Below are 15,783 nucleotides of genomic sequence, written 5' to 3'. Positions count from 1 at the left end.
GCACTCAGCTCCGCGGCCGTCCGCCGTTCCGTGTTGCGGAGAGTCGTCTCCGGAGCGGTCTACGACCAGGCGGCCACGAAATAGCCGACGCCGTACGGCGCGTCCTCGTACAGCAGCCTGCCGTCGAGGCCCGCGCCTTCCGCGGCGCCCGCGAGGACCTGCCAGGGGGCCCGGCCGGCCGCCTTCAGCTCGTACGCGAGGTTCTCGTCCAGCGCGAGGAGCGCGTCCACGTCCGCGGCGCCCAGGGCCCGGGCGGCCTCCGTGTCGAACGCGGCGGCGCGCTCGTCCAGATAGCCGGGTGCCTTGAGGGTCCGGCAGGCGCTGCCGTCGCCCATCACGAGCAGCGCGACGCGGTCGGCCGTGGCGGCCAGCTCGCGGCCGGTGGAGACGCACGTCGCGGGCTCCAGGGGTTCGCCGACGCCGAGCCCCTCGACGGGGGCGTCGGCCCAGTCGGTGCGTTCCAGGAGCCAGGCGGCGACGGCGAGGGAGGCGGGCAGCGACCGTTCTCCCGCCGGTCCGTCGCCGAGCGTGACGGAGAGGTCGACGCCGAAGCCGGCGAAGCTGCCGGCCGAACCGGCGGGGAACGGTCCGCGCGCACTCTCGTCGGCGGGGCCGACGACATAGAGGCGATCGGGCCGAGAGGCGGCGAGCAGCCCGACGGCGTCGGAACAGGCCGTACGGGCTGCGTCGAGCTCACCGGCGGCTCCGGCCGCCACCTCGGGCACGAGCAGGGGAGGACAGGGGCACACAGCTGCGGCGACAAGCATGATCCGCAGCCTACTGCGACGTGCTCCGGTCCCCCGCCACCGAGCCGGAACGGGTTCGGTGGCTCACCCCGATGTCAGTGGCTCCCGCAGGCCGGGGCGGAGGCCTCGGGCAGCGGCTCGGGCACGCCGATCTTCGGCAGGCCGAGCAGGACGCCCGCCGGCTTGGCGTCGGCCGCGGCGGTGCGCTTCTCCCAGGCGTCGCCGGCGCGGGTACGGCGTACGGAGGTCGTCGGGCCCTCGGCGAGCAGGTGGTGCGGGGCGGCGTAGCTGATCTCGACGGTCACCACGTCGCCTGGACGGACCTCGGCCTCCGGCTTGGTGAAGTGGACGAGCCGGTTGTCGGGGGCGCGGCCGGAGAGGCGGTGGGTGGAGCCGTCCTTGCGTCCCTCGCCCTCGGCGACCATGACCTCCAGGGTCCGGCCGACCTGCTTCTTGTTCTCCTCCCAGGAGATCTCCTCCTGGAGAGCGACGAGACGCTCGTAGCGCGCCTGCACGACCTCCTTGGGGATCTGCCCCTCCATCTCGGCCGCGGGGGTCCCGGGGCGCTTGGAGTACTGGAAGGTGAAGGCGTTGGCGAAGCGTGCCTCGCGGACCGTGTGCATCGTCTGCTCGAAGTCCTCCTCGGTCTCGCCGGGGAAGCCCACGATGATGTCGGTGGAGATGGCGGCGTGCGGGATGGCGGCGCGCACCTTCTCGATGATGCCGAGGAAACGCTCCTGCCGGTACGAGCGGCGCATCGCCCTCAGGACGGTGTCCGAGCCGGACTGCAGCGGCATGTGGAGCTGCGGCATCACGTTCGGCGTCTCGGCCATCGCCGCGATGACATCGTCGGTGAAGTCACGGGGGTGCGGCGAGGTGAAGCGGACCCGCTCCAGGCCCTCGATCTCGCCGCAGGCGCGGAGCAGCTTGGAGAAGGCCTCGCGGTCGCCCAGGTCGGAGCCGTACGCGTTGACGTTCTGGCCGAGCAGGGTGATCTCCGAGACGCCCTCGGCGACCAGGGCCTCGATCTCGGCGAGGATGTCGCCGGGACGACGGTCCTCCTCCTTGCCGCGCAGCGCCGGGACGATGCAGAACGTACAGGTGTTGTTGCAGCCGACGGAGATCGAGACCCAAGCCGCGTAGGCGGACTCGCGGCGGGTCGGCAGCGTGGAGGGGAAGGCCTCCAGCGACTCGGCGATCTCGATCTGGGCCTCCTCCTGGACGCGGGCGCGCTCCAGGAGGACCGGCAGCTTGCCGATGTTGTGCGTGCCGAAGACGACATCGACCCAGGGGGCCTTCTTGACGATGGTGTCGCGGTCCTTCTGGGCGAGACAGCCGCCCACGGCGATCTGCATGCCCGGGCGCGTGGTCTTCCTGGGGGCGAGCCGGCCCAGGTTGCCGTACAGCTTGTTGTCCGCGTTCTCACGGACGGCGCAGGTGTTGAAGACGACGACGTCGGCGTCACCGTCGGAGCCCTCGGGGGCTCGGACGTAGCCGGCGTCTTCCAGCAGACCGGAGAGCCGCTCGGAGTCGTGGACGTTCATCTGGCACCCGTAGGTGCGCACTTCGTAGGTTCGCTGGACGTCCACTGTCTGGCTCCGGTCGCTGCTGGTCATGGAACAAGGGTATGCGGTGCCGGGCATTGCCCCGCCCCAAGCCGTCGCCGGGCGGTCCCGAGGCCGTCGGAAGGCCGCCGCGAACACTCCGGGGCCCCGCCGCGCCCCTTCAGCGAACCGTCGTGGCCGTGGCTTCGACGGCGGCGGCCAGCTGGGCCCGGAGCGTTCCCGCGTCGGGCCTGAGGGAGCCGCTGAAGGCGGCGGAGCCGATGGTGAAGGCGTCGGCTCCGGTGTCCGCGAGTGCCCGTATCTGGTCGGCGGTGGTGATGCTTCCGGCCACTACGAGGCGGCCGGTGGTCGCGGCCCGGGCGGCACGGACCAGGGCGAGCGGGTCGGCGTCCGTGGCACGGTAGGCGAGGAGGTCCACGCCCGCGCAGCCCGCCGCCTCGGCCCGGCGGCAGTCGTCGGCGATGCGGGCCGCGTCTCCGGCCAGGCTCGTGGGGTGACCGATCGGTTCGCCTGCGAAGGGGAGGTACTCGATGCCGGTGCCGGCGAGCAGGGCCAGTGTCTCGTCGATCCAGGTGCCGCCCATGAGCCGGTCCACACCCAGGTCGATCGCGGACTTCACCGAGGCGAGGGCCTGCTCGCGCGTGGTGCTGACCACCTCCAGGTAGCTGGTGGCACCCATGTCCTTGATCTGCCGGTGGAGGCGGGCCAGTGTGCCGGGCTCGACGCCGATGTCCTTGAAGCCGATGTGGGCGATGCCGAGGTCGCGGACGGTGTCGAGGACGTCGAGGCAGTCGGTGACTGTCCTGTCGTCACGGGTGAGCATGAAGATGAAGTCCACGGCGAGAGTCCTCCAGGTCGGGGCGGGCGGGGCCTGTGCATACGGGTGAAAGCGCGCGCGGTGCCAGTGGCGGCGGGCGCGGGGGCGGACGGGGCCTGTGCGTGCGGGTGAGGCCGCGGCGCCGGTCGGGGCGGGCGCGGGGCTGGTGCGGTGCCGCCGGGCCGGTGACAACGGGCGCGGGGCGGGCAGGGGCCTGTGCGGGTGAGGGCGCCGCACCAGTGCGGGCGCGGCGTCGGTGGCGGTGCCGTCGGGTCGGTGGCGGCGGGCGCGGTGTCCGTGGCCGGCGGGGCCCATGCGGGCACGATCGGGTCAGGTGTCGGTCGGTATGGCGATCGACGACCCCGTACCGGCAGCGGCGGCGGTGCCGGTTTCCGTACCGGCTAGGTCGTCGGCATGGTGGAGGGCGATGAGCAGGCTGGTGTGGTCGGCGGTGCCCTTGCCGGCGAGGTCGAAGGCCGTGCCGTGGTCGACGCTGGTCCGTACGAACGGCAGGCCGATGGTGATGTTGACGCCGTGCTCCAGGCCCAGGTACTTGACGGGTATGAGCCCCTGGTCGTGGTACTGCGCGACGACCGCGTCGAACTCTCCGGCACGGGCACGCATGAAGACCGTGTCGGCGGGCCAGGGGCCGCTGGCGTCGATGCCTTCGCCCCGGGCGGCCCGGACGGCCGGTTCGATGATGTCGAGATCCTCGCGCCCGAAGAGCCCGTTCTCCCCCGCGTGCGGGTTGAGTGCGGCGACGGCGATACGGGGGTTGGTGCCTGTGCGACCGCCGGCCCGGAGCGTACGGTGCGTCAGCCGGATGATCTCCAGCTCGCGGGCGGTGGTGAGCGCGTCGAGCGCGGTGCGCAGGGACTGGTGGACGGTGACCAGGACGACCCGTAGCTCATCGTTGGCCATCATCATCGCGTAGTCGCTCGTGCCGGAGAGCTCGGCGAGGATCTCGGTGTGCCCCGGGTAGGGAAGCCCGGCCAGCCGAAGTGCCTCTTTGTTGATGGGGGCGGTGGTGAGGGCCCGGATCTCGCCTCGGAGGGCGAGCTCGATGCCCCGGCGTACGTACTGGAAGGAAGCGGCTCCGGCGCGGGCGTCCACCGTGCCCGGTGTCAGGTCCTCCGGCAGCGTGCCCTCGGCCAGGACGTTCATGACTCCGGGCCTGTGGATCGCCTCCGCCACGGATTCGACCGGCCGCACGGTCACCTCGGTACCCGTGATGCGGCAGGCCCGGGCGAGGACGTCCGGGTCGCCGATGACGATGGCGGTGGGGCGGCGGCGTGGGTCGGCGTACGCCTTGACCGTGATTTCAGGCCCGATGCCGTTCGGGTCGCCCATGGTGATGGCGATGGGCGGCGTGGCGGGTGCTGTCGGCCCCAGAGGTGTCGTCATGAGACCGGCCCGCCCTCCATGAGGAGGCGGCACAGGCGGTCGAGGGTTCCCTCGTCGCCGAAGCCGCCGGCTTTGATCAGGACAGGGATCCGGGGCGGGCTGAGCAGTACGCCGCGCGCGACCCCGGGTTCGGGCTCGTCGATCAGGTCGATGCCCTCGGACCGGAGCGCTTCGAGAACGGCTACGGCTGTCTCTCCGCCGGTGAGCACGAGTCCGTCGACGCTCCCGGCAGTCGTCAACTCCCGTACCACGTAGGCCAGATCGCCCGTGAGGGAGGCCGAGGCGGTACGGCGTTCGTCGGGGGAGTGGACCACGAGGACGGGCGCGGAGGCTCCCTGCAAGGCATGGACGGCCGCAGTGTGGTCGCCGTCGGCAACGGCGGTGGCCACGTCCGCTCTCGTCCGCATGCGGTCCAGCTGGCGCCGGGTGGCCGGGTTCGCGCTGCCGACGACCACGAGCGGGCGCCGGGCGCGGGGAAGCTCCGGGCGAACGGCCTCCGGCGTGCGGGAGTGGTGTCGGGCCAGCGCCGCGGCGAGTCCCGGGGAGCCGACCCACAGCACTTCGCGCGCCCGGGGCGCGGAGGAGACAAGGCGGTCGAGGTCGACGTCCGTGACCGCCGAGCAGACGAACACGCCTCCCTGTCCGATCAGTTCGGGCAGCTTCTCGAACTGATCCGGTTCCAGATGCTCGGCCTCCGGAAGCAGCCGCGTGAGGTCCGAGCAGCGCACCGGGTGCGCCGGGTCTCGGGCGAACTCCGTGTCGTGCACCGGCACGCCCTGCACGTGCTGGATCCCGCGGAGCGTGGTCCTGCCCTCGGCGGGGAACGCGGGCGCGACGACGACCGCCCGCCGGCCCGAACCGGCGTGGGCGGCGCGGATCTCAGCCGCCACATGCCCCCGCAGTGTCGAGTCGACCGTCTTGACCAACAGGTCTGCCGTCGCGAACGCGCGGGCGGCCCGCATGGTCCGGGTCTCGGCGGCCGGCTCGTCCAGCAGCCTGCTGCCGAGGTCGAGGGCGACGACACCGTCCGGGGCCGACGCGGCCGCTTCGTACACGTTCCGCCCGCCGGAATCGGTGTCACCCGCGGCTGGGGACAGCAGGACCTTCGCCTGGTGGCCGGCCCTGCGGAACGGCGCCGCGCCGTCGCCGGCGCTGGTGAGATCGTCCGCGAGCACCGCGATGCTCGACACGGGATCGTCCTGGGGTCCCACCCACATGCGTCGTCCTCCTCGGATCGCCGACCGGTGACGACATCAACACTGACGCCCGGAAAGCCGCTGGACAAGCGATTCCTTCTCACCCCACCTGTGAGTAGATTTCACACATGCGCTGGCCCGACCTTCCTCCGCTGAATTCGCTGCTGCCCTTCGAGGCGACCGTGCGGCACGCGAGCATGACCCGAGCCGCTCAGGAGCTCCATGTCACCCACGGCGCGGTCAGCCGTCAGATCCAGAACCTGGAGAAGTCCCTGGGCGTCACCCTCTTCGAGCGTGGGACACGGTCCCTGCGTCCCACACCGCAGGCGCGCCGCCTGGCGGCCGCCGTCCGTGACGCGCTCGATCAGGTCGACACGGCCGCCCGGGAGGTAACGCGCCGGGAACGCGGCGGCCCGCTCGCGCTGTCCTGCGAGCCCACGCTGTTGATGCGCTGGCTCATCCCCCGCCTGCCGGACCTCGCCGTCCAGGTACCCGGTCTCACCGTGCATCTTTCGGCGGGCGGTGGGCCCGTGTCGTTCGATCGGGACACCGTCGACGTCGCGCTGCGCCGCGACGACTTTCCGGTACCGGAGGAGGTGAGCCGCTCTCCGCTGTTCATGGAGCGGATCGGTCCGGTCTGCAGTCCGGACATGGCGGAGCGGGTGACGGGCAAGGGTGGCGTCGTCGGCGTGACGATTCTGCACACGAGCACCCGGCCGCGGGCCTGGGAGGACTGGCAGCGTCTGGCGCGTCGACGGGTCGAGGCCGCCGCGGAGCAGACCTTCGAGCACTTCTATCTGGCGCTGCAGGCGGCCGTCGCGGGCGTCGGTGTCGCCATCGGTCCGTACGCGCTCGTCCATGACGATCTGATGCGCGGACAGTTGGTGGCGCCGTTCGGCCTGGTCGCGGACGGCACGGGGTACCACCTGCTGAGCCCGCAGCCGCCCGAGCAGGACGGCCGGATCGCCGGCCTGCTCGGGTGGTTGAGGAGCCAGGCGGTCGAGTTGTGACCCTCGGCTCACCGGAGTGGACGGCTTGGTGGAGCCCCCTCGGTCACGCGCTGACGAAGCGCTCCGCCCCTGCGCCACGCAGGCGGCCGCCGGGCGGTCGGCGACCGAAGGCGAGGAGCAGCAGGTCCTGCGCGTTGCCGGTCACCGGTGCACCACTGCCGAAGGACCAGTCGAGGTCGTCGGCGCGGAGGGCGATCCCGCCGAGGTCGGCGCCGAAGAAGCGGGCGCCTCGGGGGGTGACGCGCGCGAGGACGGTGCGCAGTCGGCCCTCCGGTACACGTCGCTCGAGACCGAGGGCGACGGTGATGTCGAGGCCGTGGATCACGTCGTGGGCGAGCGCCATCGCGTGACCGCCGACCGGCGGCTTCCAGGGGTGGTCGGCGTTGTCACGCAGGGAAGCGGCCAGCTCCTCCGCCGTCAGGCCGGCGGTGTCGTGGCGCGCGAGACGGTCGGCCATGCGGTCGAGGCTGCCGCGGCTCCTGACGAGCTCGGCGGCGATGCGCGGGACGGAGTGACGCATGGCCATGGTCATGTGGGCGGCCACCTCCCGCACCCGCCATCCCGCGCAGAGACTGGGCGTGTCCCACTGCGTGTCCGTGAGGGTGCCGAGGAGGGCGGCGAGCTCGCGGCGTTCGGAGGCGATGTCGTCTCTGATTCCCATGGCTTCAGCCTGGGCGGTGGGTCTCCATAAGTCCAAGACATGGATCTTCTGGTTTCTAGAATCACTGGTTATGGAACTTCGTCAGCTGCGGTACTTCGTGACAGTGGTCGAGGAGGCCAACTTCACCCGGGCCGCCGCGCGCCTCCATGTGGCGCAGCCGGGGGTCAGCGCGCAGATCGGGCAGCTGGAGCGGGAGCTGGGCCAACGGCTGCTCGACCGGACGGGGCGCGCGGTCACGCCGACGGAGGTGGGGGCGGCGGTGCTGCCGTACGCGCGGGCGGCTCTGGCCGCCGTCGACGCGGTACGGGAGACGGTCGCCGAGTTCACGGGGCTGTTGCGGGGGCGGGTGGCGATCGGGATCGTGTCGGGAGCCGCCGCTGACGCGTTCGACATGGCGGGGCTGCTGGCCGACTTCCACGCCTCCCATCCCGAGGTGGAGATCGCGCTCACCGAGGACACGTCGGAGCGGATGCTGGAAGCGCTGCGCGCCGGTGCGCTCGACATCGCGATGGTCGGTCTCGCGGAGGCGGGGCCTCTGCCGGGGCTCGCGCTGCGGCTGGTGGTCGACGAGCCGCTGGTCGCCGCGGTGGCCTCGGACGACGGGCTGGCGAGCGAGGGCGGGGACCTGGCGCTCTCCGCGTTGCGCGGCCGGCGGCTGATCTGTCTGCCGCGTGGGACGGGGGTGCGTGGGGTCCTCGACCGGCTGTGCGCGGAATCGGGCTTCGCCCCACATGTGGCCTTCGAAGCGGCCGCGCCCCATCTGCTGGCACAGCTGGCGGCGCGGGGGCTGGGCGTGGCGGTTCTTCCGGCGAGTCCGGAGGAGGCGGCGGAGCTCCCGGGGCTACGGCTCCGGCCACTGGCCGATCCACGCGCGCGTGGCCGCGTCGCCATGGCCTGGCACGCCGAAGGCCCCTCCGGCCCTGCTGCCAAGGCGCTCCTGAACCTCTTGCACGGGGCGCTCCCGGTACCGGAGTGAAGCGTCGGCTTGAAGGCGGGCCCGGCCGGTGGACGGTCACCGGCTCCGCCGGGCTGCACCGCACCGCCGCACCCGTGGGCACCGTACGGACCGGGGCCTGAGCCCGGCAAGGGCGCCGTCCGTTGCGCCCACCCTCCCCCGGACTGCGTCCGGAGGGACCCCAGCCCCAGCGGAACAGCTGCCCACAACGGGAGTGAGCGGGGGTCGAGGGTGCGCCCGCCCCGGCGGAACGGGTGCCCCAGCCGGCGTGGGAAGGTCGAGGATGGGCGCCGCCCCTGCGGGCCCCGTCCGGCCGGCCTGGCCAGGTCGGCATCCGAGCTGGCAGGATCGCGCCATGCTCCAGTCGCTCTCCCGTGCCGTCCGTCGTCGCCTGCTCCCGGTGTCGGCGGCGGTTCTGGTGGTGTGCGGGCTGCTCGTCTGGTGGCTGGTTCCTTTCGGTTCGCCCGCGCCCAGTGGACAGGTCACATTCAGTACGGGAGTCCCCAGCGGCGTCTACCAGCGGTACGGCAAGCTCTTGCAGCAGGCCCTCGCCCGTGATCTGCCGGACGTCTCGATAGCGCTCCGGAACAGCGAGGGCTCCCAGCAGAATCTCGCGCGGCTGGCATCCGGCGAGGCGGACTTCACCATCGCGACCTCCGATGCCGTGGCGCAGTACCAGCGGGACCGGAAGCCCGGGTTCGACCAACTGCGCGGCTGTGCCCGCCTCTACGACGACTACGTACAGCTCGTCGTCCGCAAGGACGCCCCTGTGCGGTCGGTCGCCGACCTGCGCGGGCTGCGGGTCGGCGTCGGCCAGGAGGGCTCCGGGGTCCGGCTCATCGCGGACCGGGTCCTCGCGGCAGGGGGCCTCACTCCCGACGTCGACATCAAGCCGGTGTCGGCCGGCATCGACACGATGCCGGGCCTTCTGGAGCGCGGGCAGCTGGACGCGTTCTTCTGGTCCGGCGGTCTGCCCACCGAAGCCGTCCAGGAGCTCTCCGAGCGCTTTCCGGTACGGCTCGTTCCGCTGGACGCGACGCTGGTCGACAACCTCCACGACGTCGGCGAGTCGAACCGCCACTACCGCTCCGCCGTCATCCCGGCCGACGCCTACACCCGCGCGCAGGACGGACAACCGGTGGAGACGCTCGCCGTCGCGAACCTCCTCGTGACGACCGAAGCGGCGGATTCGTCGCTCGTGGAGGGTTTCACCCGCACAGTGATCAGAAGCCGTGACCGGATCGGCGGCCAGGTGCACCCGGCCCAGCTGGTCGATCTGCGGACCGCCATCTACACAGAGCCCTTGGCCCTGCACGAGGGCGCCCAGCGCTACTACCGCTCCGTGAAGCCCTAAACCGTAGTCGCAGGCGCAGACAGTGCCCGTGGCCGCAGCCGAATGCCTCAGCCGCATGCCCAACGCTTTATGCAGCTAGCCGCGAGCCCAAGCGCTGAGCCCCGAGCCGAGCCGTACCCCCAGGACCGCCACCGCCCCCTCACCGCCCCTGCGGCCCCGTCCTCGGCACCGTGACCGTCACCCGCAGCCCGTGCGGCTCGTTGGGTGCGTACGCGATCGAGCCGCCCCCTGCCGCCAGCAGGACCCGGGAGATGGACAGCCCCAGACCCGAGCCCTTGATGTTCTGGTGTCGGTTGCTGCGCCAGAAGCGGTCGCCGACCCGTTCGAGCTCCTCGTCCGTCAGCCCCGGGCCGTGGTCCGCCACGACGATCGTGCAGGTGTCTCCACCGGACGCGACGGCCACCGTCACCTCCTCGCCCGGCGGCGTGAACTTCAGCGCGTTGTCGATCACCGCGTCCAGCGCGCTGGAGAGCGCCACCGGATCCGCCCACGCCGTCACCGCGCGCCACTCGCCGCTCAGCCGCACGCCCTTCTCCTCGGCGAGCGGCCGCCAGGCGGACATCCGCTCGGCCGCCATCGCGCCGATGTCGGTGAGCCGAAGATCGGCGGCGGCGTGCTCTGCGAGCGCCAGATCGAGCAGGTCGTCGAGGACCTGGGCGAGCCGCTTGCCCTCGGTGCGTACGGAAGCGATCTCCTCGTTGCCCTCGGGCAGTTCGAGGGCGAGCAGCTCGATGCGCAGCAGCAGCGCGGAGAGCGGGTTGCGCAACTGGTGCGAGGCGTCGGCGACAAAGGCCCGCTGCTGTTCCAGCACGTCCTCGACGTTGTCGGCCATCTCGTTGAACGAGCGGGCCAGTCGGCGCAGTTCGGGCGGACCGCCCGCCTCGGCCACCCGGGAGTTCATCTGACCGGTGGCGATGTCGTGCGTGACGGCGTCGAGGACCCGGACCGGACGCAGCACCCAGCCGGTGAGCCGGAAGGCGGCGCCGACGGCGAGCAGCATCGCCGCGAACTCGCCCGCCGCGATGATCAGCCAGCCGTGCAGGATGCGCGAACGCAGCTGCCCGGTGGGCGAGTCGGTGACCACGACGGCGACGACGTCACCGTCCCGTACGACGGGCGAGGCGATGGTGAGACGGGCGTTCGGCTGCCAGGGCCAGACCTGCGGCGGGTCGTGGCTGCGGCGGCCGAGCAGCGCCTCCTGGAAGGCCCTGCGGCCCTCGCCCTCCTCGGGTACGCCCCAGTCCGAGGGAGCGGCGGCCATGGCCCGGTAGTCGCGGTAGAAGATGCCGGTACGAATGCCGTACACGTCGTGGTAGCTGTCGAGTTCGCCGCGCAGCGTCGTACGGCGCTCGTCGATCCCGGGGTCGGTCTCGCTGACGAACTGCGCGAGCGCGGCGAACCGCGCCGCGTCGTCGAGCCGGTCGACGATCACCCGCTGCTGCTCGGCCGCGGCCAGGCTCGCGGCGAGCGGGAAGCCGAGGGCGAGCAGCACCCCGGCCATCAGGACGAGGAGAAGCGGGAGGAGGCGGGTGCGCACGTGGGGCCCGGGCGGCTACGCGGCCGGGGCGACCAGGCGGTAGCCGACGCCACGCACGGTCTCGATCAGGGCGGGCATGGCCAGCTTGGAGCGCAGCGAGGCGACATGCACCTCGAGCGTGCGGCCGGTCCCTTCCCAACTGGTGCGCCAGACCTCGCTGATGATCTGCTCGCGCCGGAAGACCACACCGGGCCGCTGGGCGAGCAGGGCCAGCAGATCGAACTCCTTGCGGGTGAGCTGCACGGCGGCGCCGTCGACGCTGACCCGGCGGGTGGGCAGCTCGATGACGACGGATCCGAGCCGTAGCGCCGCGTCGTCGCCGGCCGCGCCGGACTCCTCGCCACCGGCCGTACGCCGGCTGACGGCGTGGATCCGCGCGAGCAGCTCCCCGGTGTCGTACGGCTTGACCACGTAGTCGTCGGCCCCGAGGTTGAGCCCGTGTATGCGGGAGCGCACGTCCGCCCGCGCCGTCACCATGATCACGGGGGTGGCGGTGAGCTTACGGATCCGGCCGCAGACCTGGTAGCCGTCCTGGTCGGGCAGGCCGAGGTCGAGCAGGATCACGCCGTACGAAGGGCGCTCTCCGTGCGCGGCGGGCAGGACGGCCTGCAGCGCCTCCTCGCCGTTCCGAGCGTGCGTGACCGTGAACCCGTGCTTCGCCAGTACGGCGGACAGAGCCGCGGCGACATGGTCGTCGTCCTCGACGAGCAGAAGTCTCATGGCCCCCCTCCGGTGGCTGCGTGATCGCGTGACGGTGACGGCCGTCCGATGACGGCTATCTGTGTACCAGGGTGTACCAAGCATGAACGCCGATCGTCGCCGTCACAGTCAAGTGTCCCCCTGTAACCCCGGGGTTTCTGTTATGCACCCGGTACGCCACCGGGCGTCCTGTTCACGCAGTGTGTCCGGTTGCGGCCGTATCGTTATCCTCAATTTCCGCTCAGATGTAATGACGCTGGTAGCAACGCGTGCCTAGTGTCCTCCCCAACCGAGGAGGACGGAGCAAGAGCCGATGAGCGGAGTGTCAGTGACCAAGGGCTCGGAAGACGCCGTACCGGCGGCGGGCGACCTGGTCGTGCTGTCCAACGTGAACAAGCACTTCGGCGCGCTGCATGTGCTCCAGGACATCGACCTGACCATCGCCCGTGGCGAGGTCGTGGTCGTCATCGGACCCTCCGGGTCCGGTAAGTCCACGCTGTGCCGCACGATCAACCGCCTGGAGACGATCGACTCCGGCACCATCACCATCGACGACCGGCCACTGCCCCAGGAGGGCAAGGAGCTGGCCCGGCTGCGCGCCGACGTCGGCATGGTCTTCCAGTCGTTCAACCTCTTCGCGCACAAGACGGTGCTCGAGAACGTGATGCTGGGGCAGGTCAAGGTCCGCAAGACCGCGAAGGGGGCTGCCGAGGCCAAGGCCCGCGCGCTGCTCGACCGGGTGGGTGTCGGCACGCAGGCCGACAAGTACCCGGCGCAGCTCTCCGGCGGTCAGCAGCAACGCGTCGCGATCGCGCGGGCGTTGGCGATGGACCCGAAGGTCATGCTGTTCGACGAGCCGACGTCTGCGCTCGACCCCGAGATGATCAATGAGGTCCTCGAGGTCATGCAGCAGCTGGCGCGCGACGGAATGACGATGGTGGTCGTCACCCACGAGATGGGTTTCGCCCGTTCCGCCGCCAACCGCGTGGTGTTCATGGCGGACGGCAAGATCGTCGAGCAGGCCACGCCGGATGAGTTCTTCAGCAACCCGCGCAGCGACCGGGCGAAGGACTTCCTTTCGAAAATCCTGCACCACTGACGACGGTCAGCCCTCATGATTCACCCTGCCGACCAACAACCCACGAACCAAGGGATGTTCACCATGAAGCTCCGCAAGTCCGCGGCCGTGGCCATCGCCGTGCTCGCGCTCACCGCGACCGCCTGTGGTGGCAAGGAGGGCTCGGCCGGCGACAAGCCCGCCGTGAAGCCCGGCGACTCGAGCGCCCCCCAGCTCCCCAAGTACATCGTCGCCACCGAAGTGAAGCTGGAGTCGCCCACCTTCAAGGAGGCGCAGAAGCGCGGCAAGCTGGTCATCGGCTCCAAGGCCGACCAGCCGTACCTCGGCTTCGAGGACCAGGCCACGAAGGAGCGGTCCGGCTTCGACGTCGAGATCGCCAAGATGATCGCGGCGGAGCTCGGCTTCACCGAGGACAAGATCGAGTGGAAGACGGTCGACTCCAAGTCCCGTGAGACGGCGATCTCCGGTGGCACGGTCGACTACTACGTCGGTACGTACACGATCAACGACAAGCGCAAGGCGCAGGTCGGCTTCGCGGGTCCGTACTACAAGGCCGGCGCCGACCTCCTGGTCCGCAAGGACGAGACCGCGATCACCGGTCCGGAGACCCTCAAGGGCAAGAAGGTCTGCTCCATCACGGGCTCCACCCCGCTGCAGGAGATCAAGAAGCCGCAGTACGGCGCCGAGACCACCGAGCTCGCCAAGTACTCGGACTGCGTGCAGCAGCTGCTCACCAAGCAGGTCGACGCCGTCACCACCGACGACTCGATCCTCAAGGGTTACGCCGCCGCCAACGCCGGCAAGCTCAAGGTGGTCGGCAAGCCGTTCACCGAGGAGCCCTACGGTGTCGGCGTGCCGAAGGACGACACGGTCCTGCGCAACAAGATCAACGACATCCTTGAGAAGTACACCAAGGACGGCACGTACAAGAAGATCTACGAGGCGACTCTGGGTCTCTCCGGCTCCGCGTACGTCGAGCCGCCGGCGGTCAACCGCTACTGATCGCCCGCTTGGCCGCGAGCGCCCCGTACGGGAGTACGGGGCGCCGCTCCCCCTGCGCGCGCACGCCCGCCCCTGCCTTGCCCGTCCGCCTTGTCCGTAGGCCGCTGACCGCCGACGCGGAGACCTCATGAACGTACTGCTCGACCATTTCCCGGAGTTCCGCGACGGCTTCATAGGAACCGTGTCGATCACCGCCGTCAGCTCGGTCATCGCGCTGGTCCTCGGCATCATCGTCGCCGGCTTCCGGGTCTCGCCCGTGCCACCCCTGCGCGTCTTCGGCACCCTCTGGGTCACGCTGCTGCGCAACACCCCGCTGACGCTGCTCTTCCTGGTCTCGTTCTTCGTCATCCCGGAGATCCTCTTCCCGGGGATGAGCCCGTTCGTGCTCGGCTCGCTCGCGCTCGGCTTCTACACCTCCGCGTTCATCTGCGAGGCCGTCCGGTCCGGCATCAACACGGTGTCGCTCGGCCAGGCGGAGGCCGCCCGCTCGCTCGGCATGACGTTCTCCCAGACCCTGCGGATGATCGTGCTGCCGCAGGCAACCCGGACCGTGCTGCCGCCGCTGAGCTCGATCTTCATCGCGCTCACCAAGAACTCGGCCATCGCGGGCGCCTTCAGCGTCACCGAACTCTTCGGCTGGCAGACGCTGATGAGCGAACAGGGCTACGACATCATCCCGATCTTCGTCTGGGTCGCGGCCGCGTACCTCGTCGTCACCTTCACCATCAGCGGGATCTTCCGTCTCCTGGAGCGCCGCATGGAGGTCGCCCGATGAGTGCCAGTGTTCTGTACGACTCCCCGGGCCCCAAGGCACGCATCCGTAACCGGATCTACGCCGTCGTGGGCACCCTGGCGATCATCGCGCTGATCGCCGTGAGCGTCGTCCGGCTGAGCGAAAAGGGTCATCTCGACCCCGCGATGTGGGACATCTTCAACTACGCGGGCATCCGGCAGAACATCGCCGACGCCGTCATCGCCACCCTGAAGGCGTTCGGCCTCGCGGCGATCGGCTCGCTCGTCCTCGGTGTGCTCCTGGCCGTCGCCCGGCTCTCGGACCACAAGCCGGTCCGTCTGCTGGCCACCGGCTTCATCGAGATCTTCCGCTCGATCCCGCTGCTGATCACGATCTACGCCGTGTGGGTCGGTTTCCTGATCGACTACTCGATGTGGGCGCTGGCCATCGGCCTGTCGGTCTACAACGGCTGTGTGCAGGCCGAGGTCCTGCGCGCCGGCGTGAACGCGGTACCGAAGGGGCAGCGCGAGGCCGCGTACGCCCTGGGCATGAGTAAGACCCAGGTCATGACGACCGTCCTGATACCGCAGGCCGTCCGGTCCATGCTGCCGACGATCATCAGCCAGCTGGTGGTCACCCTGAAGGACACCTCGCTCGGCTTCGTGATCCTCTACCCCGAGCTGCTCCAGACTGCCCGCCTGATCGCCTCCAACACGCAGGTCAACGGTCAGTACCCGTACGTGTCCACCATCGTGGTCGTCGGCACCATCTACATCGCGATGTGTCTGGCGCTCTCCGCCCTCGCCACATGGATCGAGAAGCGGGGCCGTCGGGCGAAGACGGGGATCCTGGCTCCCGACACCGCCGCGAAGGACGTCGTGCTCACCGCCGACGCCGGTCAGGCCTTCGGGAACACGGTCGGCGGCGGCGCGGGCGACGCCGACGGGCCTGGTATCACGAAGAACTGACAGTATGTGACATCATCCGGGGGCAGTGGCGGTCGCGCCGCTGCCCCCGTCGCTTGAC

15 protein-coding genes are annotated in these 15,783 nt (G+C 70.8%); 7 read left to right on the top strand and 8 right to left on the bottom strand.

Annotated features, from left to right (window positions below):
* Window positions 1-59 precede the first annotated feature (59 nt).
* From ACFC0D_RS23580 to ACFC0D_RS23560, 5 genes are all read right to left on the bottom strand, one after another.
* Window positions 60-767: a class III extradiol dioxygenase subunit B-like domain-containing protein gene (locus tag ACFC0D_RS23580; RefSeq protein ID WP_376439227.1), complete on the bottom strand. Its 708-nt coding sequence runs from the start codon at window positions 765-767 to the stop codon at window positions 60-62.
* A 74-nt stretch (window positions 768-841) separates the two neighbouring features.
* The gene (miaB, locus tag ACFC0D_RS23575; protein ID WP_376439223.1) at window positions 842-2,362 is read right to left on the bottom strand and encodes a tRNA (N6-isopentenyl adenosine(37)-C2)-methylthiotransferase MiaB; all 1,521 of its coding nucleotides are present in this window, start codon (window positions 2,360-2,362) and stop codon (window positions 842-844) included.
* Between the two features lie 109 nt (window positions 2,363-2,471).
* Window positions 2,472-3,149 carry a HisA/HisF-related TIM barrel protein gene (locus ACFC0D_RS23570; RefSeq protein WP_376439220.1) on the bottom strand — a complete coding sequence of 226 codons (678 nt, stop codon included), beginning with the start codon at window positions 3,147-3,149 and terminating at the stop codon, window positions 2,472-2,474.
* Between the two features lie 309 nt (window positions 3,150-3,458).
* Window positions 3,459-4,532, bottom strand: coding sequence for a 4-hydroxythreonine-4-phosphate dehydrogenase PdxA (gene pdxA / locus ACFC0D_RS23565; RefSeq protein ID WP_376439217.1), 1,074 nt, complete (start codon window positions 4,530-4,532; stop codon window positions 3,459-3,461).
* Entirely contained in the window at window positions 4,529-5,749 is a 1,221-nt protein-coding gene (locus ACFC0D_RS23560) for a four-carbon acid sugar kinase family protein (protein ID WP_376439214.1), read from the bottom strand. Before ACFC0D_RS23560 ends, pdxA begins: the two co-directional genes overlap by 4 nt.
* Before the next feature lie 107 nt (window positions 5,750-5,856).
* Between ACFC0D_RS23560 and ACFC0D_RS23555 the strand changes: the two genes are divergently transcribed.
* Window positions 5,857-6,738 (top strand): LysR family transcriptional regulator, encoded by an 882-nt coding sequence (locus ACFC0D_RS23555; RefSeq protein ID WP_376439211.1) that lies wholly within the window; start codon window positions 5,857-5,859, stop codon window positions 6,736-6,738.
* A 43-nt stretch (window positions 6,739-6,781) separates the two neighbouring features.
* Here ACFC0D_RS23555 and ACFC0D_RS23550 read toward each other — a convergent pair whose 3' ends face one another.
* Window positions 6,782-7,399 (bottom strand): maleylpyruvate isomerase family mycothiol-dependent enzyme, encoded by a 618-nt coding sequence (locus ACFC0D_RS23550; protein WP_376439208.1) that lies wholly within the window; start codon window positions 7,397-7,399, stop codon window positions 6,782-6,784.
* A 70-nt stretch (window positions 7,400-7,469) separates the two neighbouring features.
* On the opposite strand from ACFC0D_RS23550, the gene ACFC0D_RS23545 reads away from it, so the two are divergent.
* Window positions 7,470-8,375 (top strand): LysR family transcriptional regulator, encoded by a 906-nt coding sequence (locus ACFC0D_RS23545; RefSeq protein WP_376439205.1) that lies wholly within the window; start codon window positions 7,470-7,472, stop codon window positions 8,373-8,375.
* A gap of 334 nt (window positions 8,376-8,709) precedes the next feature.
* Entirely contained in the window at window positions 8,710-9,708 is a 999-nt protein-coding gene (locus ACFC0D_RS23540; protein ID WP_376439202.1) for a TAXI family TRAP transporter solute-binding subunit, read from the top strand.
* A gap of 139 nt (window positions 9,709-9,847) precedes the next feature.
* Here the strand turns inward: ACFC0D_RS23540 and ACFC0D_RS23535 are convergent, their stop codons facing one another.
* Together ACFC0D_RS23535 and ACFC0D_RS23530 are read right to left on the bottom strand one after the other, a co-directional pair.
* Complete coding sequence (locus ACFC0D_RS23535) at window positions 9,848-11,245, bottom strand: sensor histidine kinase (RefSeq protein WP_376439199.1); 1,398 nt, start codon at window positions 11,243-11,245, stop codon at window positions 9,848-9,850.
* A gap of 15 nt (window positions 11,246-11,260) precedes the next feature.
* Entirely contained in the window at window positions 11,261-11,965 is a 705-nt protein-coding gene (locus ACFC0D_RS23530; RefSeq protein ID WP_376439195.1) for a response regulator transcription factor, read from the bottom strand.
* 292 nt (window positions 11,966-12,257) lie between these two features.
* Between ACFC0D_RS23530 and ACFC0D_RS23525 the strand changes: the two genes are divergently transcribed.
* The 4 genes from ACFC0D_RS23525 (at window position 12,258) to ACFC0D_RS23510 (ending at window position 15,725) form a co-directional block, all read left to right on the top strand.
* Window positions 12,258-13,043: an amino acid ABC transporter ATP-binding protein gene (locus ACFC0D_RS23525; protein ID WP_376439192.1), complete on the top strand. Its 786-nt coding sequence runs from the start codon at window positions 12,258-12,260 to the stop codon at window positions 13,041-13,043.
* A 63-nt stretch (window positions 13,044-13,106) separates the two neighbouring features.
* Window positions 13,107-14,024 (top strand): glutamate ABC transporter substrate-binding protein, encoded by a 918-nt coding sequence (locus tag ACFC0D_RS23520; protein ID WP_376439189.1) that lies wholly within the window; start codon window positions 13,107-13,109, stop codon window positions 14,022-14,024.
* A 127-nt stretch (window positions 14,025-14,151) separates the two neighbouring features.
* The gene (locus ACFC0D_RS23515; protein WP_376439187.1) at window positions 14,152-14,799 is read left to right on the top strand and encodes an amino acid ABC transporter permease; all 648 of its coding nucleotides are present in this window, start codon (window positions 14,152-14,154) and stop codon (window positions 14,797-14,799) included.
* Complete coding sequence (locus ACFC0D_RS23510; protein ID WP_376439184.1) at window positions 14,796-15,725, top strand: amino acid ABC transporter permease; 930 nt, start codon at window positions 14,796-14,798, stop codon at window positions 15,723-15,725. The genes ACFC0D_RS23515 and ACFC0D_RS23510 overlap by 4 nt, the downstream gene beginning before the upstream one ends.
* Window positions 15,726-15,783 lie beyond the last annotated feature (58 nt).

This window comes from Streptomyces sp. NPDC056222, from assembly GCF_042264065.1.
GTDB lineage: Bacteria > Actinomycetota > Actinomycetes > Streptomycetales > Streptomycetaceae > Streptomyces.
This window is presented reverse-complemented; position numbering and strand designations above follow the sequence as displayed.